This is a genomic window from Metapseudomonas phytobenefica (genome assembly GCF_043392685.1).
In the GTDB taxonomy this organism is placed as follows: Bacteria; Pseudomonadota; Gammaproteobacteria; order Pseudomonadales; family Pseudomonadaceae; genus Metapseudomonas.
Map to the genome: position 1 here is coordinate 1 of NZ_JBHZGM010000049.1, position 20,357 is coordinate 20,357.

A 20,357-nucleotide genomic window follows, 5' to 3' on the forward strand; every position below is an offset into this window, starting at 1 on the left:
AGTGAAACGACGCATCGCCGATGGTAGTGTGGAGCTTCTCCATGTGAGAGTAGGTCATCGTCAAGCTTCTATCCCAAACCCCCGATACGCCCAGGCGTGTCGGGGGTTTGTCTTTGCGCGCGAGAAAGATTCGGGCGTGGGGCGTGAAGTCGGTAGCGCCCGGAAACTCTTGAATCGCCGCGGTCTGCGGTGCGCTCGTCTAGAATAGCCGCGATACCCTGAGAGCCTTGCTGCCATGCCTGAACAGGCTGAACAACGTCCGCTATCCGAATTACCGCTGCACGATCTGATTGCTTGCCACGAGTGCGACCTGCTGATGCGTCGCCCGGACCTTGGCGAAGAGGAGAAGGCCTGCTGCCCCCGCTGCGGCTATGAACTGGTGGTGCACCGCTCCCAGATGGAACGCCGCGCCCTGGCCCTGGTGCTGACCGCATTGCTGTTGTTCGTGCCAGCCAACTTCCTGCCCATCATGAAACTCAACCTGCTCGGGCAGACCACCCATGACACCGTCTGGACAGGAGTTGTAGGGCTCTATGACACCGGTATGGAAGGCGTCGCGGTGCTGGTGTTCCTGTGCAGCATGGTGATCCCCCTGGTCAAGCTGCTCTGCCAACTGGCCGTGCTGGTCTGCATCAACACCCGGCGCGCGCTCGGCCTCGGCGTGACGCTCTATCGCCTGTACCACCACCTCAAGGAGTGGGGGATGCTCGAGGTCTACCTCATGGGCATCCTCGTTTCCATCGTCAAATTGATCGACCTCGCCGACCTGCACCTGGGTATCGGCCTGGTCTGCTTCATCGGCCTGCTGCTGGCCCAGGTGTGGCTGGAGGTGACCATGTCGCCGCACCAGGTCTGGGATGCGCTGGATGCCGAAGGAGAAACCCATGCGCGCCATTGATGCCGGCATCATCGTCTGCGATGAGTGCCATCAGCTGAATCGCCCGAAATCGGACGACGAACACGGCCACTGCAGCCGTTGTGGCGCTGTCCTGCATCCGCGCCGTCCGGATAGCATCGTTCGTACCTGGGCATTGCTGATCACCGCCACCATCCTCTACATACCCGCCAACGTGCTGCCGATCATGACGGTGAACTTCTTCGGCAACGGCGCGCCTTCGACCATCATGGGCGGCGTGCTGGAACTGATTCATGCCGAGATGGTTCCCATCGCGCTAGTGGTGTTCGTGGCCAGCATCCTGGTGCCAACTTTCAAGCTGGTAGGCATCGCACTGCTGCTTTACTCAGTACAGCGACGGCTACCGATGTCGCCGCGACAGCGCATCCTGATGTACCGCTTCATTGAATGGATCGGCCGCTGGTCCATGCTGGATATCTTTGTCATCGCCATCCTCGTGGCGCTGGTGAACTTCGGCAACCTGGCGAGCATCGAGGCGAACCTGGGTGCCGCTGCCTTTGCCAGCGTCGTGGTAATCACCATGATCGCGGCAGTGACCTTCGACCCCAGGCTGATCTGGGACAACACCGATATGGACGACGAGAATGCCTGAGTTGCCAACACCCAAAAAACGCAAAACCACGAGCTGGTCCGCCATCTGGGTGCTACCGCTGGTGGCGCTGCTCATTGGCCTCTGGCTGGCCTGGAAGGCCATGAGCGAAGCAGGCATCGAGATCCAGATCCGCTTCGAAAATGGTGACGGTATCCAGGTTGGCAAGACCCAGCTGATGTACAAGGGCATCCAGGTGGGCAAGGTGACCGACTTGCATGTCAGCCAGGACATAAAAGGAGTTGTCGCCACCGTCGAAGTGATGAAAGAGGCTGAGCCCTACCTCAGCAAGGACACCCGCTTCTGGCTGGTTCGCCCGCGTGTGTCGCTGGCGGGGGTCACCGGGCTGGAAACTCTGGTTTCCGGTATCTACATCGCCATCGACCCGGTAAAAGGTGAGCCGGAGCGCAATTACATCGCGTTGGCCGAGCCGCCACCTCTTTCTGATTCCCTGCCAGGCCTGCACCTCGTCCTGAAGGCCGAGCGTCTTGGCTCCCTGGAGCAGGGCAGTCCGGTCTATTACCGGCAGATCCAGGTCGGGCAGGTGAAGAGCTACCAGTTGGCTGAAGACCAGCGCACCGTCGAAATCAAGGTTCACATCGAGCAACCCTACGCACATCTGGTGCGCAAGCACACGCGTTTCTGGAATGCCAGCGGCCTCAATGTCACTGCCGGCCTCTCGGGGGTGAAGATCCGCACCGAATCCCTGTTCAGCATCATGGCCGGTGGCATAGCCTTCGCCACCCCGGAGCACCGCCAGGACAGTCCGCCCACCGACCCCAGTATCCCGTTCCGCCTGTATGACGGTTTCGAAGCCGCCGAGGCCGGCCTGCGCGTGTTGCTGCGTATGGACGATGTCAGCGGCCTCACTCCGGGCAGCACCCCGGTGATGTACAACGGCGTGCAGGTCGGCACCCTGAAGACTCTGGATATGGACAAGGACTTCACCGGCGCCACCGCTGAACTGACCATGGAGCCGCGTACCGAGGATTTCCTGGTGGAGGGCACCGAGTTCTGGACGGTGAAACCGTCCATCTCGCTGGCGGGCATCACCGGAATCGAGGCACTGGTGAAGGGCAACTACATTGCCGTGCGTTTTGCCAAGGAAGGCACGGCCACTCGCGAATTCAAGGTCAGGCCCAAGGCACCGCCGCTGAATACCGATGCGCCCGGCCTGCACCTGGTGCTGACCAGCGACCGCCTTGGCTCCCTGGAAGTCGGCAGCCCGATCCTGTTCCGCCAGATGCGCGTGGGGAGCGTGCAGAGCTACCAGCTCTCCCGCAGTCAGCAGCGTGTGGTGATCGGCATCCATATCGAGCCCGAGTTCGCCAAGCTGGTGAATGAGTCCACCCGCTTCTGGAACTCCAGCGGTATCACCCTCAAGGGCAGCCTGTCGGGCGTCGAGGTGAAGAGCGAATCGCTGCAGACCCTGCTGGCGGGCGGCATCACCTTCACCACGCCGGATCCGAAGGCCAAGCCAGTGACCCGGCCGCGTCGCTTCACGCTGTACGACGACGAGTCCCAGGCCATCGTCAAAGGCACCGCGATCGAAATCGCCGTGCCCCAGGCTGAAGGCGTCAAGGAAGGCACTCCGATCCGTTTCAAGGGCATCGACGTCGGCGAAGTGGAGAGCGTGACCCTGAGCAACGACCTTTCCGGCGTGACGCTCAAGGCGCGCCTGACCCAGGCCGCTGATCGCATCGCCCGTGCCGGCACCCAGTTCTGGGTGGTACGTCCGGAACTCGGTCTGCTGCGTACCGCCAACCTGGATACCCTGGTCAGTGGCCAGTACTTGGAAGTACTGCCAGCGTCCAAGCCGGGGGCCGCGCAGACTCGCTTCACTGCGCTGCCGGAGGCGCCGGATGCACTCGCGCGCCAGGAAGGCCTGCGCATCACCCTCAGCGCGCCGCGTCGTGGCTCCATCAAGCCGGGCGTGATCGTCAGCTACCGCGAAGTGCCGGTGGGCAAGGTGCTGTCCTACGAATTGGGCAAGACTGCAGACCGCGTCTTCATCCATGTGCTCATCGAACCGCGCTACGCGCCCCTGGTCCACAGCGGCAGCCGCTTCTGGCACACCAGTGGCGTGGGCGTGGACGCCAGCCTGTTCAAGGGCGTGAAGGTGCGCACCGGCTCCATCGAGTCTCTGGTGGAAGGCGGCATCTCCTTCGCCACGCCCAACGAAGCACAGATGGGCAACGCCGCCCTTAACGGCCAGACCTTCGCCCTGCACGATGATGCCGAGGACGAATGGCTGACCTGGGCGCCAAAGATCCCCCTGGCGAACTGACCGTCGTAGAAAGCACAAGGGCCGCAATCGCGGCCCTTGTGCTTTTCCGGGGAGAGGATCAGGCCGGTTCGGCCGTCTCGTTCACCGCCGTTTCGGTCGCCTTGGTCATCTCGCGACGCTTGATGAACTTCCAGTCCGCTTCGTCGATGTAGATGCCATTCGGGCTGCTGCCACTTTCCAGGTCGATGGCGACGTTGGCCGACACCTGCGGCTTCACCGACGCCAGGATCGGCGTGAAGCCCAGCTGCTGGCTGGTCTCGATCAGCGCCTGCTGGTTGCGCTCGTCAATGTCTGCAGCCTCGTCCAGGTAATAGGGGAGGCGGATGCGACCGGCCTGCTCGCGGTCCATCAGGTGCAGCAGCAGGTACATGTTGGTCAGGGCCTTGATGGTCATGGTGGTGCCGTTGGACGCGGCGCCATCGATGTCCGTGTGGATGACCGGCTGGCCGTTGACCTTGGTGATCTCGAAGGCGAGCTCGAACAGGTCCTTCAGGCCCAGCTGGTTGCCGTTGGCAGCTACCAGGCGCGCGAGGTATTCCTTGGCCTCTTCGTTCTTCGCATCCTGGTCGCTGGAGTTGGTCAGGTCGAACACCGAGAGGGTCTCGCCTTCCTCGTACTGACCGGCGCTGTGGATGATCTGGTCGATATGGCGCAGGGCCTCCTTGTTCGGCGCGAGGACAATGCGGAAGCTCGCGAGGTTGGATACCTGGCGCTTGTTGATCTCGCGGTTGAACAGGGCCAGCTGGTGTTCCAGGTTGTCGTAGTCGCTGCGGATGTTGCGCAGGGTACGGGCGATGTCGGTGACCGCCGCGCGACGTGCCTTGGCCAGGGTCAGTGCCTCGTCCTGGCGGTGCGCGTAAGCGTTGATCAAGAGTTGCAGGCGGCGCTCGGCATCGTCCTCGCTGTCGAACTTGGCCACGCCCTTCAGGCGCACCTGGGCGTAGAGCGCCTCGATCTGGCCGTCGATGCGCTGCAGCGCCTGCCAGGTGTCCTGGTAGTCGTTGAGCAGCGGCAACAGGTTGTCCAGGCTGTCGTCCACCGGGTCCATGAAGGGGGTGCCGAAGGGCAGGTCGGCGGGCAGCAGCTGGCGACGGCGCAGGGCGTCTTCCAGGGTGCGTTCCTTGGCCTCCAGGTCGGCGAGCTGGCGGCCCACCAGTTGCAGCTTGGCGGACAGCTGCTGGACGCGCTCGGTGAAGGCGTCGGCGGAGCGCTTGAGTTCGTCCTGGGTAGCTTCCAGCTGCGCCAGCTCTTCCAGCTTGGCCGGCTCTTCGGCGGACAGGGTCTGGGTCTTGCGGAAGTCTTCCAGGGCCTTCTGTGCGTCAAGCACATCCTGGTACAGCTTTTCGGCCTGGGCCTTGCTCGCGGCGCGGTCGGCGGCCACGGATTGCTGGGTCTTGAGCTGCTTCAGCTCGCGTTCCAGACGGTCCTTCTGGTCGCGCAGGGCGGCGCGGTCGGCCAGTGCCTGCAGGGCCGGCGGCTCGATGTGGGACAGGTCGATGGACAGGCCGGGCACTTCGAACTGGCTGCCCTTGAACTGGTCGAGCACGGCTTCCAGGGTCTTCACCCAGGTTTCGCCGTCGTCCAGCAGAATGCCTTTCTCGCCCAGGGGCAGGCTGAACAGCTGGCCGTTGAACAGGCGCATCAGGCGATCCACGTCGGCCTGGGAGAACTCTTCGCGCAGGCGCGAGTAGCTGTTGTTGTCGGCGTGGTCGAGTTGCTGCTTGACCGACTTCAGACGTTTTTCCAGGTCGCGCAGGCGTTCGTCCAGGTCTTCCGCCGAGAACTGGCGGGACTGTGCCAGGGCGCCGGCCAGTTCGTCATGGGCGTCCTTGGCGGCGAGCAATTGCTGCTCCAGCACCTTGGCGTCATCCACCAGCGCGAAACGGTTCTTCAGCACCGCCAGTTCGCCCAGCCAGCGCTGGATCTCGGTGATGGCGCGCTCCAGGCGCATCATTTCCTGGGTGCCGCCACGCTGCTCGTTCTGCAGTCCGTCCTGCTCGTTGCGGTAGTGCTCGGCCTGGATCACCAGCTCTTCCTTGCGGGCGCCGGAATAGTCCTGCCAGGTGCCCAGCAGGGAGTCCAGCAGCGGGGAAATGCGGTGCAGCTTGCCGCGCAGCACTTCGCGCTGGGCCACGCCGCTGGCCAGGGCTTCCACCAGCGGGCCGGCGGCCACCAGCGCCTGGTAGTCCTGCTCCATGCGGCGCACGTCGCGGAAGGCCTCTTCGCAGGCGGCGATGTAGTCCACGCTGCCCGAGCGCAGGCTGTGCTCGAAGGCATCGAGGAACAGCTGCTTGAGCTTGGCTGCGGTGATCTCGCGCATGTGCAGCAGGTTGATGAACAGCGAGCGGAAGGTCTTCAGGCTCTGCTCGCTGGTGGAGCGCAGCGGGATCAGGGTCAGGTCCAGCGGGATGGAAGTGTGGCCACCCACCAGCAGGCGGCGCAGCTCATCGGGCTTGAGCTCGTAGGCCTTGATGCCTTCGCGCTCCAGGTTGTTGAACAGCTCGCGCTGGCGCAGGCAGGTACCGTCGCGCTGGTAATGGTCCAGATTCAGCTCGCCACGGTAGGCGAAGAACTGGTGGCCGAAGCCGCCGCCCGGGCCGCGGCCGGCGACGCCGATCACGTGGGGGCCGTGGGGCAGGGTGAGTTCGACGAGGATGTAGCTGGTGTCGGTGGCGAAGTAGAACTTGCGCGATTGTTCCAGGCTGTATTTGCCGAAGCTCATGTCCGACATGCGCGCCAGGATCGGGAACTGCAGTGCGTTGATCGACGCCGACTTGCCCAGGTTGTTGGCGCCGTAGATCGACAGCGGGGTTTCCAGCGGGAACAGGCCGAGGCTGTAACCGGCGGTATTCAGCAGGGCGAAGCGGCGGATGCCGTAGCGTTCCTGGCTCATGCGTCTTCCTCCTGGGCTGCGCGTTCTTCGGCCATGGCGCGAGCCAGGGCGTCTTCTTCCGATTCCTCGGCGGATTCAGGCGTCTCGATGGGGATGATGGCGTCGCCGCTGTCGTCATCCATCAGCACCGGTGCGTGCAGTTCCAGATCGGTGCTGTGCAGGCTGGCGGCCAGGTCGCGGTCGTGCTGCACCGCCAGGCACACGTCGAGGAAACGGTGCATCGGCGGCAGGAAGCGGTACACGCCGTTGCTGTCTTCGGCGAAGCCCAGCTGGGTGAGGCGGCGGATGACCTTCTCTTCCAGCTCTTCATGGGTGGTCACCTCGGCCTGCATGAACAGGTCGCGGTATTTCTCCAGCAGTGCCGGCAGCTCGTCGCGGCCGATGGTGCCGCCGTCTAGCACCGACAGCGGGTCGCGGCCCTGGTCGGCCAGGTGCTCCACCAGGATGAAGGTGAACAGCGCCAGGCGCTGGGCGGTCTTGTTCACCTGGGTGCCCATCTGTTCGGGCACGAAGTAGTAGAAGCCACGCGGGTCGCACACCAGCTCGAAGCCGAGGGCCTTGAACAGGGCGCGATACTGGGCCTGCATGGTGGACAACTGGGCGTAGCACTCCGGCTCGCTGCGGGAGAGGTGATAGCCCTTGAACAGTTCGCGGAAGATGGGCGCGAGCTGGGTCATTTCTTTCAGGTCGATATTCATCAGGATGTCTTCTCGGCCGCGGCGGTGGGGCTCTTGATCAGGGCAAAGGAGCTCATGTTGAGCTGGTGCTCGGCGGTCAGGTATTCACGGCGTTCCAGGCGCTCCCGGGAAAAGCGACCGTCACGGGACAGGCGCGAGAACCAGTAGAGGAGTTCGTCGGTGGCGCCTTCGGGCTCCTGTTCCAGCAGCCAGACCATCAGGTCCGGCAGCGGCAGGGCCTGCTCGCAACGGTCGAGCATTTCCCGCGCGGTCTTCGGCGAACGCGGAGCGGATGCCTTGCGCGGTCCACCGGATTTGGGGAAGTGCGCCGGCTTGGGCTGGAAGCGCGCCAGGGCGTAGACGTACGCCTCCACCTGAGAGCCGCTGCCGAGGAAGGTGGTCTGCGGCCGGGTGAACAGCGGCATCGCAGCCTGGGGCACGGCGTCCAGGCCCTTCTTGCGGATCACCGACAGCGCCAGGGCGGCGCCACGGGTCACGGCGTTGTGCCGGCGGGCCTCTTCACGCAGCGGCAGCAGCAGCTCGCGGGCCTTGCGCAGGGTCAGCTGGGCGCTGGTCTGCATTTCCAGGATGCGCGCGTGGGTGCGCAGCAGCAGGTCGTCGTCGACCAGTTGACCGAGGCGCTGCTGTTCGCCCAGGAGGCGCAGCAGCACCTGCTCGACGCGGCGCACGCCCTGTTCGAAGGCGCCGTCGGCGGCTACCAGCTGGATCATCGGCTCGACGTATTCGTCCCAGGTGGCCAGCACTTCGGCGTAACGCTGGCGCAGGGGAATCTGCCGGTCGCTGGTCTTGGCCCGGTCGGCCACGGCTACCAGGGCCTGTTCGTCGTTGTCGAGCTTCTTCAGTACATCGCGCACGCGCATATCGAGCAGGCGCAGTTGGCGCGCCAGGTCGTTGCCGTCGCGGATCTCGAAGGCTTCCTGGATGTAGCCGGCAAGGCGTTCCAGGTGGCGCAGGTAGGCTTCGATCTCCAGGCACAGGCCGAGGCGGTGTTCGCGCCGCAGGTAGGCGAGGAAGTCGTGGATCTGCGCGTTCAGCTCGAAGCGGTTCGGGCTCTTGGCCACGGGAACCAGGATGTCCAGGCGCACCCAGAGGTCGAGCAGGGCGGTGATGTCGGTGGGCGTGCCCTCCGGCAACTGGCCGGCGAGCTGCACGCGCAGTTCCACCAGGCTCAGGGTGCCGCTATCGAAGCGCTCGCAGAGCGGTTCGAGCAACGTCCAGTGTTCGGCTAGGGCGCGTAGTACGCGCTTGGGATCGATCATCGATTGGCCGGGGTTCGCTGAAAAAAGAGGCGATTGTACTTCAGGTTGCCGGTAGCGATTGAGCTTCAACCGATCAGAGGAGCGACACCCGGCGCGGACTGACAATTTTGGGCAGTTTTAGACTGGCATCGTGCGATCAACTGCGCCGAACGTGCCTTCAACCCCTGTTCAAGTGCTTGAATTCGCTGGCATGTTTTCTGCGTCAGGAGCGCGACCGCTGTACGACCGCAGGAACCATGAGCCCCGAATCCGCACTGCTCGCCGACGCCCGCTGGGCCGAGCTGGAAGGCCAGACCGACCTGGACTGGGACCTCGACGCCATCACCAACCGGCAAGAGGCCATCGACTTCCTGCTGCACTTCGAAAATCGCTTGTGCGTCTATTCCGGCTACGTGGAAAAGCTCTACAGCCGCTACAGCTTCGTGGTGCCGGAGCAAGAGCACGGCAGCATCACCATCCTTCCCGACGAGATGGCCTGGCACGACACCTTCCACGACATCCCCGCCGATGCCGTGCTGCCCACCGGTATCCATATCCTGCCGGGCGAAGTGCTGGGCGCGTCCGGCCTCTACCTGAAGATTCCCGGCGAGCACCGCCTCAGCCCCTCCCACGAGCTGCCCTTCCAGGACGGCCTCAAGCTGCTGATCCAGCGTTACCAGAACCGCGGCCAGCAGTTCCTGCCGGTGCTGGCCAAGGGCGATCTGCGCGAGTACGAGGCCCGCATGCCGTCGCTGCATCTGCATCGCATCGATACGAGCCGCATGGGGCGCAACTCCCGGCTGGAGATATCGAACGTCCAGGGCGCCATTGCCGACCACCTGATCGGCCTGTTCCGCCGGGGCTGATCGGGGCGAATGAGTTCGCCCCTGCAATGTTTCGCCGGCCCGCCCACCGGCCTTTCCGCCTACCGCTTTTCACGCCACAATTCCCTGATCTGGAGCCGTCGCCATAAGCAGTCCGGCACCATCAGCCTGAGCCCCGGCCGCACGCACGGTGGGGCCGTGAGGAGCGAGCAATGAGCAACCAAGATCGCGTCATCATTTTCGATACCACCCTGCGGGACGGCGAGCAGAGCCCCGGCGCTTCCATGACCAAGGAAGAGAAGCTGCGAATCGCCAAGGCCCTGGAGCGGCTGCGGGTGGACGTGATCGAGGCCGGCTTCGCCATTGCCAGCCCAGGTGACTTCGAGGCGGTCAAGGCGATCGCCGACAGCATCAAGGACAGCACCGTGTGCAGCCTGGCCCGCGCGGTGGATGCCGACATCGATCGCGCCGCCGAGGCACTGGCCGGGGCCAACTCCGGGCGCATCCACACCTTCATCGCCACCAGCCCCATCCACATGCAGTACAAGCTGCGCATGGAGCCGGACCAGGTGGTGGAACAGGCCGTCCGCGCCGTGAAGCGTGCGCGCAACCTCTGCGCTGACGTGGAGTTCTCCTGCGAAGACGCCGGCCGCTCCGAGATCGACTTCCTCTGCCGCATCATCGAGGCCGCCATCGATGCCGGCGCCCGCACCATCAACATCCCTGACACCGTGGGCTACGCCATCCCGCACCAGTACGCGGACACCATGCGCCAGCTGCTGCAGCGCATTCCCAATGCCGACAAGGCCATCTTCTCGGTGCACTGTCACAACGACCTGGGGCTGGCGGTGGCCAACTCCCTGGCGGCGGTCGCCGTCGGTGCGCGCCAGGTGGAGTGCACCATCAACGGCCTGGGCGAGCGCGCCGGCAACGCCGCGCTGGAAGAAATCGTCATGGCCATCAAGACCCGCCAGGATGTGCTCGGCGTCTACACCAACATCGACACCCCGCACATCCTCAGCACCTCGCGCATGGTTTCCGGCATCACTGGCTTCCCGGTGCAGCCGAACAAGGCCATCGTCGGCGCCAACGCCTTCGCCCACGAGTCCGGCATTCACCAGGACGGCGTGCTCAAGCATCGCGAAACCTACGAGATCATGTCCGCCCAGTCCGTTGGCTGGCACACCAACAAGATGGTGCTGGGCAAGCACTCCGGGCGTAACGCCTTCCGCACCCGCCTGGAGGAACTGGGCATCGCGCTGGGCAGCGAGGCCGAGCTGAATGCCGCTTTCGCCCGCTTCAAGGAGCTGGCGGACAAGAAGCACGAGATCTTCGACGAAGACCTGCAGGCGCTGGTCTCCGACACCCTGGGCGAGGAAGCCCCGGAACACTTCAAGCTGGTCTTCCTGGAAGTCGCGTCCAAGACCGGCGAAGTGCCGCATGCCAAGCTGGTGCTGTCCATCGACGGCGTGGAGCAGGGCTCCAGTGCCGAGGGTTCCGGTCCGGTGGACGCCACCTTCAAGGCCATCGAAAGCCTGGCCGCTTCCGAGTCGAGCCTGCAGCTCTATTCGGTCAACGCCATCACCCAAGGCACCGATTCACAGGGTGAAGTTACCGTCCGCCTGGAAAAGGCCGGACGAATTGTCAACGGAAACGGTGCGGATACCGATATAGTTGTCGCCTCCGCAAAGGCCTACCTCAACGCGCTAAACCTGATGCAGGCAGGCGTGCGCAAGGCTCATCCACAGGTTGCTGACGTTTGATCACAGAACACCGTCGTCGCGCGTATCTCGATGCCATGCAGGTAGCCACCTGGCTACCGCGCACGGCATTGCCCTTTGCCGCGCCCTCCAACCCCGAACTGCTCGCCCTGGCCCCGGAAGTCCCCCTTGAGGATGCCCCCGCGCCAGTCGCCGACGTTACCCCCGAAGCGCCAACCGCCGAGGCCCGCCCAGCGGCGACGTCGGTGCGCGCGAGGATCGAGATTCCGCGTCCTGGCAGCACCCCGCGGCCGGCCACGCAGCCCGAACCCGAAGCGTCCGCCAGGCCCGAAGCCACCCCGGCCAAGGTGGAAGTGCTGCCTCCGCCGCGCTTCTCCCTGCAGCTGCTGCGTGCCGGCAACTGCCTGCTGCTGGTGGAACTGCCCACCGGCGAGCCCTTCCAGAGTCGCGACCCGGCCTACCTGCTGCTGAAGGACTTGCTGCGCGCCGCCGGCCTGCCGGACAGCCCGCAGATTCTCGGCGAGCCGGTGCGCTGGCCGCTGCTCAGCCGCGGCAACCTGGACCAGGGGCCCGACGCTGCCCGTGACTTCGTCCAGGGCTTCGTCGGTATGCGAATGGAAGAGCAGGGCGATTGCGCCTGTCTCTGGCTCGTGGGCCTGCCGGCGGTGCGCTTTGCCGGTGAAACCGATGCCGCCGCTTTCAATCGCGAGCTTCAGGTCGAGGGCCTGGGCGCCGCCTGGGCCCTGCCGGGCCTTGAACTGTTGATGGACGAGCCCGAGCGCAAGGGCGAACTCTGGCAAGCCATGCGCCGAGTGATGCGCCGCTGGAAGCACACTGAATGACCGATGCCGTTTCCTTTCGCCCGATGACCGAGGCGGATCTCGATGCCGTGCTGAAAATCGAATACGCCGCCTTCAGCCACCCCTGGACGCGAGGCATCTTCACTGACAGCCTCAAATCCTACGATTGCTGGCTGATGTTCGAAGGCAGCCAGCAGGTCGGCCATGGCGTGATCAACGTCATAGTCGGCGAAGCCCACCTGCTGAACATCACCGTCAAGCCGGAAAGCCAGGGCCGCGGCCTGGGCCTGCGCCTGCTGCAGCACCTGATGGACCGCGCCCGCGAGCTGCAGGCTGGCGAATGCTTCCTGGAAGTGCGTGCCAGCAACCAGTCCGCCTACCGCCTGTACGAGCGCTATGGCTTCAACGAAATCGGCCGCCGTCGCGATTACTACCCTGCCGTGGGGGGGCGCGAAGACGCCCTGGTGATGGCCTGCACGCTGATCGACTGAACCCCGCGCCAGGCCATTGCCAAAGCTCCCGGCGCTCCGTAAGGTGCCGCCAGCCACAAGAGGAGAAGACGCATGAGCGACCTGCAACAGCTGATCGACAACAACGCCCGCTGGGCCGAGCAGATCAAGCAGCAAGACCCGGACTTCTTCGCCAAGCTGGCCAAGCAGCAGGTGCCGGAATACCTCTGGATCGGCTGCTCCGATGCCCGTGTCCCGGCCAACGAAATCGTCGGCATGCTGCCCGGCGACCTGTTCGTCCACCGCAATGTGGCCAACGTGGTGTTGCACACCGACCTCAACTGCCTGTCGGTCATCCAGTACGCGGTGGACGTGCTCAAGGTGAAACACATTCTGGTCACCGGCCACTACGGCTGCGGCGGCGTCCGTGCTGCCATGCGTGACACCCAGTACGGCCTGATCGACGGCTGGCTGCGGACCATCCGTGACCTCTACTACGAGCAGCGCGACCACCTGGCCACCTTCGCCTCCGAGGACGAGCGCGTTGACCGCCTGTGCGAGCTCAACGTCATTCAGCAGGTGGCCAACGTCAGCCATACCACCATCGTCCAGAACGCCTGGCACCGTGGCCAGGAGCTCTCCGTCCACGGCTGTATCTACGGCATCCGCGACGGCATCTGGAAAGACCTCAACGTCACCGTCAGCGGCATGGAACAATTGCCGCCGCAGTACCGCCTGCGACCACTCGGACAGAGCTGAATCATGTCGAAACCCAACAGCCGGGCCGTTACCCTGGCCTGGCTTGGCCTGCTTGTGGCCAGCGTTTTCTGGGCCGGCAACGCCCTAGTGGCCCGTGCCTTCCACGATGCCATTCCGCCATTCACCCTTTCGTTCTGGCGCTGGAGCCTTGCGCTGGTCATCCTCCTGCCTTTTGTCGCCCGCCCCATGTGGGAACATCGCAGCGCGCTGCGTCATGCCGGCTGGCGCCTGCTGGTGGTGGCTGCCCTGGGGATCAGCACCTACAGCGTGCTGCTCTACTTCGCCGCGCGTAGCACAGTGGCCATCAACCTCACCCTGCTCAACACCTGCCTGCCGCTGGCCAGCTTCATCGGGGCCGGCGTGCTGCTCAGTGAGTGGCCACCCCGGCGCGCCTGGCTTGGCATGGCGGTAGCGACCTGCGGCCTGCTGGTGCTGATCGCCCAGGGACAGTTGGCGCAACTGGCTGCGCTGTCGTTCAACCCGGGTGACCTGATCATGCTGCTTGCCGTGGTGGATTGGGCGCTCTACACCCTGCTGCTACGTCGCTGGAACAGCTACTTCAATCTGCCGCCGCTGGTGCTGCTGGGAGCGCTGGTGGCCTGTGGCGTGCCCATGCTGCTGCCGTTCTACCTGCTGGAGCTGGTCAGTGGGCAGCGCTTCGAACTCTCCGCCGAAAACTTCGCCGCCATCGGCTATACCGGAGTCTGTGCCTCTCTCCTGGCCTACCTGTTGTGGAACCAGGGCATCCGTGTGCTGGGTGTGGCCAAGGCCGTGCTCACCAACTACCTGATGCCGGTGTTCACCGCGCTGCTCGGTTACCTGCTGTTGGGCGAGGGATTGCAGGCCTACCATTGGTTAGGTGGGGCGATGATCTTCGCCGGCCTGCTGTTGGCGACGCGCCCCTCGTTGAGGTGAGCCCATGCAAACGCTAGTCGTCATCCCAGGGGACGGTATCGGCCGTGAAGTGGTGCCGGTGGCGGTCCAGGCCCTGGAGAAACTCCTGCCCGAGCTGAAAACGGTGGAAGCCGAGGCGGGTTGGGACTGCTTCCAGCGCACCGGCAGCGCTGTGCCCGAAGCCACCCTCCAGGCCCTGCGCGACAGCGGGGCGGGCATCTTCGGCGCAGTCTCCTCTCCCTCCGGCCAGCGAGTACCCGGCTATCGCAGCGCCATCCTGCAGCTGCGCCAGGCCCTCCAGCTCAACGTCAATCTGCGCCCGGTGCGCAGTTGGCCCTGCGTCTCGCACCGGCCGGGAGTGGATCTGATGATCCTGCGCGAGAACAGCGAAGGCCTCTATAGCGGCCGCGAGCACTGGGAGTCCGAAGGCGTCGCCATCGCCGAGCGGGTGATCAGTCGCGATGCCTGTAATGCCCTGGCTCGCCGCGCGCTGGAAGTGGCCAAGGCACGCAAGGCCCGGCGGATCACCCTGGTTCACAAGGCCAACGTCCTGCCAGTGACCTGTGGCCTGTTCCGCGACGCCTGCCGTGAAGTGCTGGAAGGGGAGGGATGGGCCGCCGAAATCGACGAACGCCTGGCAGACCTCGCCGCGCTGCAACTGGTGGAACAGCCCGAAGCCTTCGACCTGATCGTCACCACCAACCTCTTCGGCGACATCCTCTCCGACCTCGCCTGCCACTGGAGCGGCGGCCTCGGCCTGGCCCCGTCACTCAACTGGGGCACCGGCATCGCCCTGGCCGAACCCGTCCACGGCAGCGCACCCGACATCAGCGGCAGCGGCCGCGCCAACCCCATCGGCGCCGTCCTTAGCGCGGCCCTGTTGCTGCGCTACCACTGGCAGAAACCTGCCTTGGCCAAACGCCTGGAAGCTGCTGTGGAGAACTTCCTGCGGGAAGAAGGCAAGGCCGACTTTGGCTTCGAAACCACGCGGGTAGTGGGGCAGGGCATCCTGGCTGCGCTCTGAGGCTTTGCTCCGCTCCTTCGGCAGGGAGACGGCGCGGGCCCCTGCACAAGCTTTCGCGTTCGCAAAAAGAAGAACCCCGCCAAAGCGGGGTTTCAGCATCATCCGGAATCGATTTCCGGCGGTTCCGGCAGAGTCTTCTCCACCAGAACCAACATCCGTTTAGGCGCCCGAATCTCGATCCGCGCCGAGCCATTTGCAACCGGCCCAACTACAATCTCGATCCCCTCCGCCTTCAACATCTCCATCAACACTGATTCGCAGACTCCTTCCAGCACCCTCAGCGTAAGCACGTCACCTTCCCTGCGTTCGCCAACATGAAACTGCATGTGGATTGCCTCGCATGGATGACCGTACAAGGTCATCACGAAGCGTGGGCATGGTCCATGCGACCAAGAACGAATCGGATTACTCCTACGCAGGTGTTCGTCGATGCCGATTCCTATGTGGTGCAGTCGCAGGCGGCAGGGCAGATGATCCATATCCTGCAGCACTCGTTCGCGATGGGGCATCCGGGCTCGTTACCGGCAATCACGCCTCAGCGCTTAACATCAACTCAGGAACGGCATCGAGTTGCTAGTTAGCATTCATGAGGGATAGACTTGTACAGTAAATTGCACATGAGGTGCCGTTATGCGCGTGGTCAATTTCTCTGATGCTCGCAACAACCTGAAGAAAGTCATTGATGATGTCGTAGACGACGCGGACTTTACCGTTATCTCCCGTCGCGATGCGCCAGACGCCGTGCTGCTTTCGCTCGACAGCTTCAACAGCCTGATGGAGACCGTCCATCTGTTGAAGTCCCCGGCTAACGCCGCTCACCTGGCGCGATCTCTGGCTCAAATGGAGTCCGGCAAAACGGTAGTGCGGGGCTTGGTGGAGGATGATGAGCCACGTCCCCGCAAGATTGCGTCGACCGCTGTATCAGCCAAGACTGCAGCGAAGAAAGCTCGGGCTACCACCGCTGCGAAACCAGCTAAGGCGGTTCGTTGATGACGAGTCGCCTTGTTTGGTCCCTTGAGGCATGGGCTGACTATGAGTACTGGCAGGGCCAGGACAAAAAGACACTGAAGCGTATCAACCTGCTCATTAAGGATTGCTGCCGAAGCCCATTCGAAGGAATCGGCAAGCCTGAACCTTTGAAAGAGAATTTGTCAGGATGGTGGTCAAGGCGAATCGACGACACTAACCGTCTGGTCTATCGACAAGAGGGAGAGGCTTTGGAGATTCTTTCGTGCCGCTATCACTACTGATCGGTAACGATGCGGAGAGGGCGCGCGTAGTCGGGATGTAGTCTGTTTTTAGTCTGCCGCCCAAAACAAAAAAGGGTTAGCTTGCGCTAACCCTTTGTTTTGTATGGTGGCTACACCGGGACTTGAACCTGGGACATCAGCATTATGAATGCTGCGCTCTAACCGACTGAGCTATGTAGCCGAGTGGCGCGCATTTTCCGTATCTCTCGGGGGGCTGTCAACCCCTTTTCTTAGATAATTTTGTGATCTTTCAATTGTTTAGGTGGTGAGCGGGTTTCCAGCGATGCGTTCTGGGTGAAAAGGTTTTCTCTGATGGGGGAGAGTGGGGGATGAAGGCAATGCTTCTGCTCCATGTCATCCCGTTCGGAGTGGCTGAGGGCGCGCGCGAGTGTGAGCGATTGAAGCCAAAAGCACCGTAACCGCTCCACAAACCCCACCTTCATTTGAACGGCAGCGTACCCGGTAAAGGTATGGATGGCAAAGAGACTTGATGGACCTTGGTGGAAAAGAAAAACCCCTTGAGGTGGCTATCTTCAAGGGGTTTTGTGTCCGCTGGGATCCATCAGGATCCCTATTGCGGCTTAGACGTTGAAGCGGAAGTGCATCACGTCACCGTCCTTGACGATGTATTCCTTGCCTTCCAGGCGCCATTTGCCGGCTTCCTTCGCGCCGTTTTCACCCTTGAACTGGATGAAGTCATCGTAGGCGATCACTTCGGCGCGGATGAAGCCTTTTTCGAAGTCGGTGTGGATAACGGCGGCCGCCTGCGGGGCGGTGGCGCCGACGCGGACGGTCCAGGCACGGACTTCCTTCACGCCGGCGGTGAAGTAGGTCTGCAGGTTGAGCAGTTCGTAACCGGCGCGGATCACGCGATTCAGGCCGGGCTCTTCGAGGCCGAGGGCTTCGAGGAACATGTCTTTTTCTTCGCCATCATCGAGCTCGGCGATTTCGGCTTCGATCTTGTTGCACACCGGAACCACGATGGCGCCTTCTTCGGCTGCGATGGCTTTAACCACGTCCAGGTGCGGGTTGTTCTCGAAGCCGTCTTCGGCAACGTTGGCGATGTACATCACCGGCTTGCTGGTGAGCAGGTGGAAGCTGCGGACCAGGCGCTTTTCGTCGTCGCCCAGGTTCTTCAGCAGGGAGCGCGCCGGCTTGCCTTCGCTGAAGTGGGGGATGAGTTTTTCCAGCAGGGCTTTCTGGGCCAGGGCATCCTTGTCGCCGCCCTTGGCATTGCGGGCGACTTTCTGCAGTTGCTTCTCGCAGCTGTCGAGGTCGGCGAAGATCAGTTCGAGGTCGATGATCTCGATGTCGCGTTTGGGGTCGACGCTGTTGGAGACGTGGATGACATTGTCGTCTTCGAAGCAGCGCACCACGTGGGCGATGGCGTCGGTTTCGCGGATGTTGGCGAGGAATTTGTTACCGAGGCCTTCACCTTTCGATGCGCCCGCCACCAGGCCGGCGATGTCGACGAATTCCATGGTGGTGGGGAGCACGCGCTCGGGCTTGACGATCTCGGCCAGCGCATTGAGGCGCAGGTCGGGCATCGGCACGATGCCGCTGTTCGGCTCGATGGTGCAGAAGGGGAAGTTCTCCGCTGCGATGCCGGACTTGGTCAGGGCGTTGAACAGGGTGGACTTGCCAACGTTGGGCAGGCCGACGATGCCGCAATTGAATCCCATGGTATGTGCCTCTGCGCGGAGTGGGGTCAGGCCTTGCGACTGTGCAGTTTCTGCATGGCGCGGGGGAAGTCACCGGCGAGCAGTTCTGGCATCACGTCGAGGGCTGAATCGATGCTGGTGTCGAGCAGTTCCTGCTCGCTGCGCGGGGCGCGGCTGAGCACGAAACCGGAGACCAGGCTGCTGTGCCCCGGATGGCCGATGCCAAGCCGCAGGCGATGGAACGAATTCTGGTTGCCGAGTTGGGCGATGATGTCGCGCAACCCGTTGTGGCCGCCATGGCCGCCGCCTGTCTTGAGCCTGGCGACGCCGGGGGGCATGTCGAGTTCGTCGTGGGCCACGAGGATGGCTTCGGGCGGAATGCGGAAGTACCCAGCCAGCGCCGCCACGGACTGGCCGCTGCGGTTCATGTAGGTGGTGGGGATCAGCAGACGAACGTCGCGACCTTGGTGGGAGAATTTTCCGACCAGGCCGAAGTATTTCTTGTCGAGGCTCAGGTTGACGCGCTCGCGTGCTGCCAGGCGCTCAACGAAAAGGGCCCCTGCGTTATGCCGGGTCTGGTCGTATTCGGGGCCGGGATTACCCAGGCCGACGATCAGTTGAATGGCAGTCACTACAGGGGCCCTTTATCAGGCTGACGCAGAGTAAGAAATTACTCGGCTTCGCCTTCTTCCTTCACCACGCGGGAAGCATGGATGTTGGCAACTGCCAGGTCGTTGCCGTGGGCCAGGGCCACCAGCTCGATGCCTTTGGGCAGTTTCAGATCGGACAGGTGAACGGTCTGACCTACTTCGACCTTGGCCAGGTCGACTTCGATGAACTCCGGCAGGTCTTTCGGCAGGCAGGAGACTTCGACTTCGGAGATGGTGTGGGAAACTTCGCCGCCGCCTTGCTTCACGCCAACGGAGGTAGCTTCGTTGATGAAGTGCAGGGGGACGTGGGCGGTCAGTTTCTGGCTGGCAACTACGCGCTGGAAGTCAGCGTGCAGTACGAAGCCTTTGGCCGGGTGACGCTGCAGGGCCTTGATCAGAACGGTTTCGGTAGCGCCGGAAACGTTCAGGGAGATCACGTGGCTGAAGGCTGCTTCGTTTTCCAGCAGCTTGGCCAGGTCTTTGGCCAGCAGGCTTACGGATTGCGGGGCTTTCTCGCCGCCGTATACAACAGCGGGCACCAGGTTGGCATTACGACGCAGGCGGCGGCTCGCACCTTTCCCCAGGTCGGAACGCGCTTCGGCATTCAGGGCAAATTCAGTCATTACAATTCTCCAAAATAGCCAAAACGCCCGTAATGCTTGCGACCAGCATCAGGGCGGTTGGGCAAAAAGCCCCGCCGGAGCGGGGCGCTTTCGTCAGGGATGTCCTTAACGGAACATCGCGCTGATCGATTCCTCATTGCTGATGCGGCGAACCGCTTCAGCCACAACCGGCGCGATATCCAGCTGACGGATACGCGAGCAGGCTTGTGCCGCGGCGGACAGAGGGATGGTGTTGGTCACCACCAGCTCGTCCAGCACGGAGTTTTCGATGTTCTCGATGGCACGGCCGGACAGCACCGGGTGGGTGCAGTAGGCGTAGACCTTGGCGGCGCCGTGGTCTTTCAAGGCCTTGGCGGCATGGCCCAGGGTGCCAGCGGTGTCGACCATGTCGTCGACCAGCACGCAGGTGCGGCCTTCGACATCGCCGATGATGTGCATGACTTCGGACTGGTTGGCCTTTGGGCGACGCTTGTCGATGATGGCAAGGTCAACGCCGAGGGACTTGGCCACGGCACGGGCGCGAACCACGCCGCCGATGTCCGGGGAAACGATCATGAGGTTTTCGAAGCGCTGGTCTTCGATGTCATCGACGAGGACCGGGGAACCGTAGATGTTGTCCACCGGAATGTCGAAGAAGCCCTGGATCTGGTCGGCGTGCAGGTCGACGGTGAGTACACGGTCGATGCCGACGACGGTCAGCATGTCGGCCACTACCTTGGCGCTGATGGCCACGCGGGCGGAACGCGGACGGCGGTCCTGGCGGGCATAGCCGAAGTAGGGGACGACCGCAGTGATGCGGGAGGCCGAGGAACGGCGGAAGGCGTCAGCCATCACTACCAGTTCCATCAGGTTATCGTTGGTCGGTGCGCAAGTCGGCTGGATCAGGAAGACGTCCTTGCCGCGGACGTTTTCATTGATTTCAGCACTGATTTCACCGTCGGAGAATTTGCCTACGGAAGCATCACCGAGGGGAATATGCAGTTGACGTACGACGCGACGCGCCAGATCGGGGTTGGCATTCCCCGTGAAGACCATCATCTTGGACACGCGCAGTACCTGCCGGCTGAGGGTAGACCTGATG

General features: G+C 63.3%; 20 protein-coding genes and 1 tRNA gene. 12 read left to right on the forward strand and 9 right to left on the reverse strand.

Annotated elements, in window-relative coordinates; translation table 11 throughout:
• Window positions 1–235 precede the first annotated feature (235 nt).
• The 3 genes from ACFW0B_RS24640 to ACFW0B_RS24650 are packed head-to-tail and all read left to right on the forward strand — an operon-like array spanning window position 236 to window position 3,792.
• Entirely contained in the window at window positions 236–898 is a 663-nt protein-coding gene (locus tag ACFW0B_RS24640) for a paraquat-inducible protein A (protein ID WP_449151591.1), read from the forward strand.
• Entirely contained in the window at window positions 885–1,508 is a 624-nt protein-coding gene (locus tag ACFW0B_RS24645) for a paraquat-inducible protein A (protein ID WP_449151592.1), read from the forward strand. The genes ACFW0B_RS24640 and ACFW0B_RS24645 overlap by 14 nt, the downstream gene beginning before the upstream one ends.
• Window positions 1,501–3,792: a PqiB family protein gene (locus ACFW0B_RS24650; RefSeq protein WP_449151593.1), complete on the forward strand. Its 2,292-nt coding sequence runs from the start codon at window positions 1,501–1,503 to the stop codon at window positions 3,790–3,792. Before ACFW0B_RS24645 ends, ACFW0B_RS24650 begins: the two co-directional genes overlap by 8 nt.
• A gap of 58 nt (window positions 3,793–3,850) precedes the next feature.
• Here the strand turns inward: ACFW0B_RS24650 and mksF are convergent, their stop codons facing one another.
• From mksF to mksB, 3 genes are read right to left on the reverse strand one after another with little or no spacing between them, the layout of a single operon-like run.
• Entirely contained in the window at window positions 3,851–6,685 is a 2,835-nt protein-coding gene (gene mksF / locus ACFW0B_RS24655) for an Mks condensin complex protein MksF (protein ID WP_449151594.1), read from the reverse strand.
• Window positions 6,682–7,383, reverse strand: coding sequence for an Mks condensin complex protein MksE (gene mksE / locus ACFW0B_RS24660; protein ID WP_449151595.1), 702 nt, complete (start codon window positions 7,381–7,383; stop codon window positions 6,682–6,684). The genes mksF and mksE overlap by 4 nt, the downstream gene beginning before the upstream one ends.
• Window positions 7,383–8,642 carry an Mks condensin complex protein MksB gene (gene mksB / locus ACFW0B_RS24665; protein ID WP_449151596.1) on the reverse strand — a complete coding sequence of 420 codons (1,260 nt, stop codon included), beginning with the start codon at window positions 8,640–8,642 and terminating at the stop codon, window positions 7,383–7,385. The genes mksE and mksB overlap by 1 nt, the downstream gene beginning before the upstream one ends.
• A gap of 236 nt (window positions 8,643–8,878) precedes the next feature.
• Here mksB and ACFW0B_RS24670 point away from each other — a divergent pair, with 236 nt between their 5' ends.
• From ACFW0B_RS24670 to ACFW0B_RS24700, 7 genes are all read left to right on the forward strand, one after another.
• On the forward strand, window positions 8,879–9,487 hold the full coding sequence (locus ACFW0B_RS24670) for a hypothetical protein (protein WP_449151597.1): 609 nt from the start codon (window positions 8,879–8,881) through the stop codon (window positions 9,485–9,487).
• Between the two features lie 170 nt (window positions 9,488–9,657).
• On the forward strand, window positions 9,658–11,208 hold the full coding sequence (locus ACFW0B_RS24675) for a 2-isopropylmalate synthase (protein ID WP_449151598.1): 1,551 nt from the start codon (window positions 9,658–9,660) through the stop codon (window positions 11,206–11,208).
• Complete coding sequence (locus ACFW0B_RS24680; RefSeq protein ID WP_449151599.1) at window positions 11,205–12,008, forward strand: flagellar biosynthesis protein FlhF; 804 nt, start codon at window positions 11,205–11,207, stop codon at window positions 12,006–12,008. Before ACFW0B_RS24675 ends, ACFW0B_RS24680 begins: the two co-directional genes overlap by 4 nt.
• A complete protein-coding gene (rimI, locus tag ACFW0B_RS24685) occupies window positions 12,005–12,457 on the forward strand; it encodes a ribosomal protein S18-alanine N-acetyltransferase (RefSeq protein WP_449151600.1) in 453 nt (150 codons plus the stop codon). Before ACFW0B_RS24680 ends, rimI begins: the two co-directional genes overlap by 4 nt.
• Before the next feature lie 72 nt (window positions 12,458–12,529).
• Window positions 12,530–13,174 carry a carbonate dehydratase gene (gene can, locus ACFW0B_RS24690; RefSeq protein ID WP_449151601.1) on the forward strand — a complete coding sequence of 215 codons (645 nt, stop codon included), beginning with the start codon at window positions 12,530–12,532 and terminating at the stop codon, window positions 13,172–13,174.
• 3 nt (window positions 13,175–13,177) lie between these two features.
• Window positions 13,178–14,089 carry a DMT family transporter gene (locus ACFW0B_RS24695; protein WP_449151602.1) on the forward strand — a complete coding sequence of 304 codons (912 nt, stop codon included), beginning with the start codon at window positions 13,178–13,180 and terminating at the stop codon, window positions 14,087–14,089.
• Window positions 14,090–14,093: 4 nt separating this feature from the next.
• Window positions 14,094–15,092: an isocitrate/isopropylmalate dehydrogenase family protein gene (locus ACFW0B_RS24700; protein ID WP_449151603.1), complete on the forward strand. Its 999-nt coding sequence runs from the start codon at window positions 14,094–14,096 to the stop codon at window positions 15,090–15,092.
• A 98-nt stretch (window positions 15,093–15,190) separates the two neighbouring features.
• Here ACFW0B_RS24700 and ACFW0B_RS24705 read toward each other — a convergent pair whose 3' ends face one another.
• Window positions 15,191–15,601 (reverse strand): hypothetical protein, encoded by a 411-nt coding sequence (locus tag ACFW0B_RS24705; protein ID WP_449151604.1) that lies wholly within the window; start codon window positions 15,599–15,601, stop codon window positions 15,191–15,193.
• 121 nt (window positions 15,602–15,722) lie between these two features.
• Here ACFW0B_RS24705 and ACFW0B_RS24710 point away from each other — a divergent pair, with 121 nt between their 5' ends.
• Window positions 15,723–16,082, forward strand: coding sequence for a type II toxin-antitoxin system Phd/YefM family antitoxin (locus tag ACFW0B_RS24710; RefSeq protein WP_459251733.1), 360 nt, complete (start codon window positions 15,723–15,725; stop codon window positions 16,080–16,082).
• Window positions 16,082–16,342, forward strand: a complete 261-nt coding sequence (locus ACFW0B_RS24715) for a Txe/YoeB family addiction module toxin (RefSeq protein WP_449151605.1) — start codon at window positions 16,082–16,084, stop codon at window positions 16,340–16,342. The genes ACFW0B_RS24710 and ACFW0B_RS24715 overlap by 1 nt, the downstream gene beginning before the upstream one ends.
• A gap of 104 nt (window positions 16,343–16,446) precedes the next feature.
• On the opposite strand, the gene ACFW0B_RS24720 is transcribed toward ACFW0B_RS24715, so the two are convergent.
• The 5 genes from ACFW0B_RS24720 to ACFW0B_RS24740 all read right to left on the reverse strand — a co-directional run bounded on the left by ACFW0B_RS24720 (window position 16,447) and on the right by ACFW0B_RS24740 (window position 20,323).
• Window positions 16,447–16,523, reverse strand: a tRNA-Met gene (locus ACFW0B_RS24720).
• A gap of 400 nt (window positions 16,524–16,923) precedes the next feature.
• Window positions 16,924–18,024, reverse strand: coding sequence for a redox-regulated ATPase YchF (gene ychF / locus ACFW0B_RS24725; RefSeq protein ID WP_449151606.1), 1,101 nt, complete (start codon window positions 18,022–18,024; stop codon window positions 16,924–16,926).
• Window positions 18,025–18,050: 26 nt separating this feature from the next.
• A complete protein-coding gene (gene pth / locus ACFW0B_RS24730; protein ID WP_449151607.1) occupies window positions 18,051–18,635 on the reverse strand; it encodes an aminoacyl-tRNA hydrolase in 585 nt (194 codons plus the stop codon).
• A 38-nt stretch (window positions 18,636–18,673) separates the two neighbouring features.
• Window positions 18,674–19,276, reverse strand: coding sequence for a 50S ribosomal protein L25/general stress protein Ctc (locus tag ACFW0B_RS24735; RefSeq protein WP_449151608.1), 603 nt, complete (start codon window positions 19,274–19,276; stop codon window positions 18,674–18,676).
• A gap of 105 nt (window positions 19,277–19,381) precedes the next feature.
• Window positions 19,382–20,323 carry a ribose-phosphate pyrophosphokinase gene (locus tag ACFW0B_RS24740; RefSeq protein ID WP_449151609.1) on the reverse strand — a complete coding sequence of 314 codons (942 nt, stop codon included), beginning with the start codon at window positions 20,321–20,323 and terminating at the stop codon, window positions 19,382–19,384.
• Between the last annotated feature and the right edge of the window lie 34 nt (window positions 20,324–20,357).

What these genes read in the sequence shown, in the direction of transcription:
- ACFW0B_RS24640 (WP_449151591.1), top strand. Translation starts at nt 236, where the DNA reads ATGCCTGAACAGGCTGAACAACGTCCGCTATCCGAATTACCGCTGCAC.
- ACFW0B_RS24645 (WP_449151592.1), top strand. Translation starts at nt 885, where the DNA reads ATGCGCGCCATTGATGCCGGCATCATCGTCTGCGATGAGTGCCATCAG.
- ACFW0B_RS24650 (WP_449151593.1), top strand. Translation starts at nt 1,501, where the DNA reads ATGCCTGAGTTGCCAACACCCAAAAAACGCAAAACCACGAGCTGGTCC.
- mksF (WP_449151594.1), bottom strand. Translation starts at nt 6,685, where the DNA reads ATGAGCCAGGAACGCTACGGCATCCGCCGCTTCGCCCTGCTGAATACC.
- mksE (WP_449151595.1), bottom strand. Translation starts at nt 7,383, where the DNA reads ATGAATATCGACCTGAAAGAAATGACCCAGCTCGCGCCCATCTTCCGC.
- mksB (WP_449151596.1), bottom strand. Translation starts at nt 8,642, where the DNA reads ATGATCGATCCCAAGCGCGTACTACGCGCCCTAGCCGAACACTGGACG.
- ACFW0B_RS24670 (WP_449151597.1), top strand. Translation starts at nt 8,879, where the DNA reads ATGAGCCCCGAATCCGCACTGCTCGCCGACGCCCGCTGGGCCGAGCTG.
- ACFW0B_RS24675 (WP_449151598.1), top strand. Translation starts at nt 9,658, where the DNA reads ATGAGCAACCAAGATCGCGTCATCATTTTCGATACCACCCTGCGGGAC.
- rimI (WP_449151600.1), top strand. Translation starts at nt 12,005, where the DNA reads ATGACCGATGCCGTTTCCTTTCGCCCGATGACCGAGGCGGATCTCGAT.
- can (WP_449151601.1), top strand. Translation starts at nt 12,530, where the DNA reads ATGAGCGACCTGCAACAGCTGATCGACAACAACGCCCGCTGGGCCGAG.
- ACFW0B_RS24695 (WP_449151602.1), top strand. Translation starts at nt 13,178, where the DNA reads ATGTCGAAACCCAACAGCCGGGCCGTTACCCTGGCCTGGCTTGGCCTG.
- ACFW0B_RS24700 (WP_449151603.1), top strand. Translation starts at nt 14,094, where the DNA reads ATGCAAACGCTAGTCGTCATCCCAGGGGACGGTATCGGCCGTGAAGTG.
- ACFW0B_RS24705 (WP_449151604.1), bottom strand. Translation starts at nt 15,601, where the DNA reads ATGCCCCATCGCGAACGAGTGCTGCAGGATATGGATCATCTGCCCTGC.
- ACFW0B_RS24710 (WP_459251733.1), top strand. Translation starts at nt 15,723, where the DNA reads ATGCGCGTGGTCAATTTCTCTGATGCTCGCAACAACCTGAAGAAAGTC.
- ACFW0B_RS24715 (WP_449151605.1), top strand. Translation starts at nt 16,082, where the DNA reads ATGACGAGTCGCCTTGTTTGGTCCCTTGAGGCATGGGCTGACTATGAG.
- ychF (WP_449151606.1), bottom strand. Translation starts at nt 18,024, where the DNA reads ATGGGATTCAATTGCGGCATCGTCGGCCTGCCCAACGTTGGCAAGTCC.
- ACFW0B_RS24735 (WP_449151608.1), bottom strand. Translation starts at nt 19,276, where the DNA reads ATGACTGAATTTGCCCTGAATGCCGAAGCGCGTTCCGACCTGGGGAAA.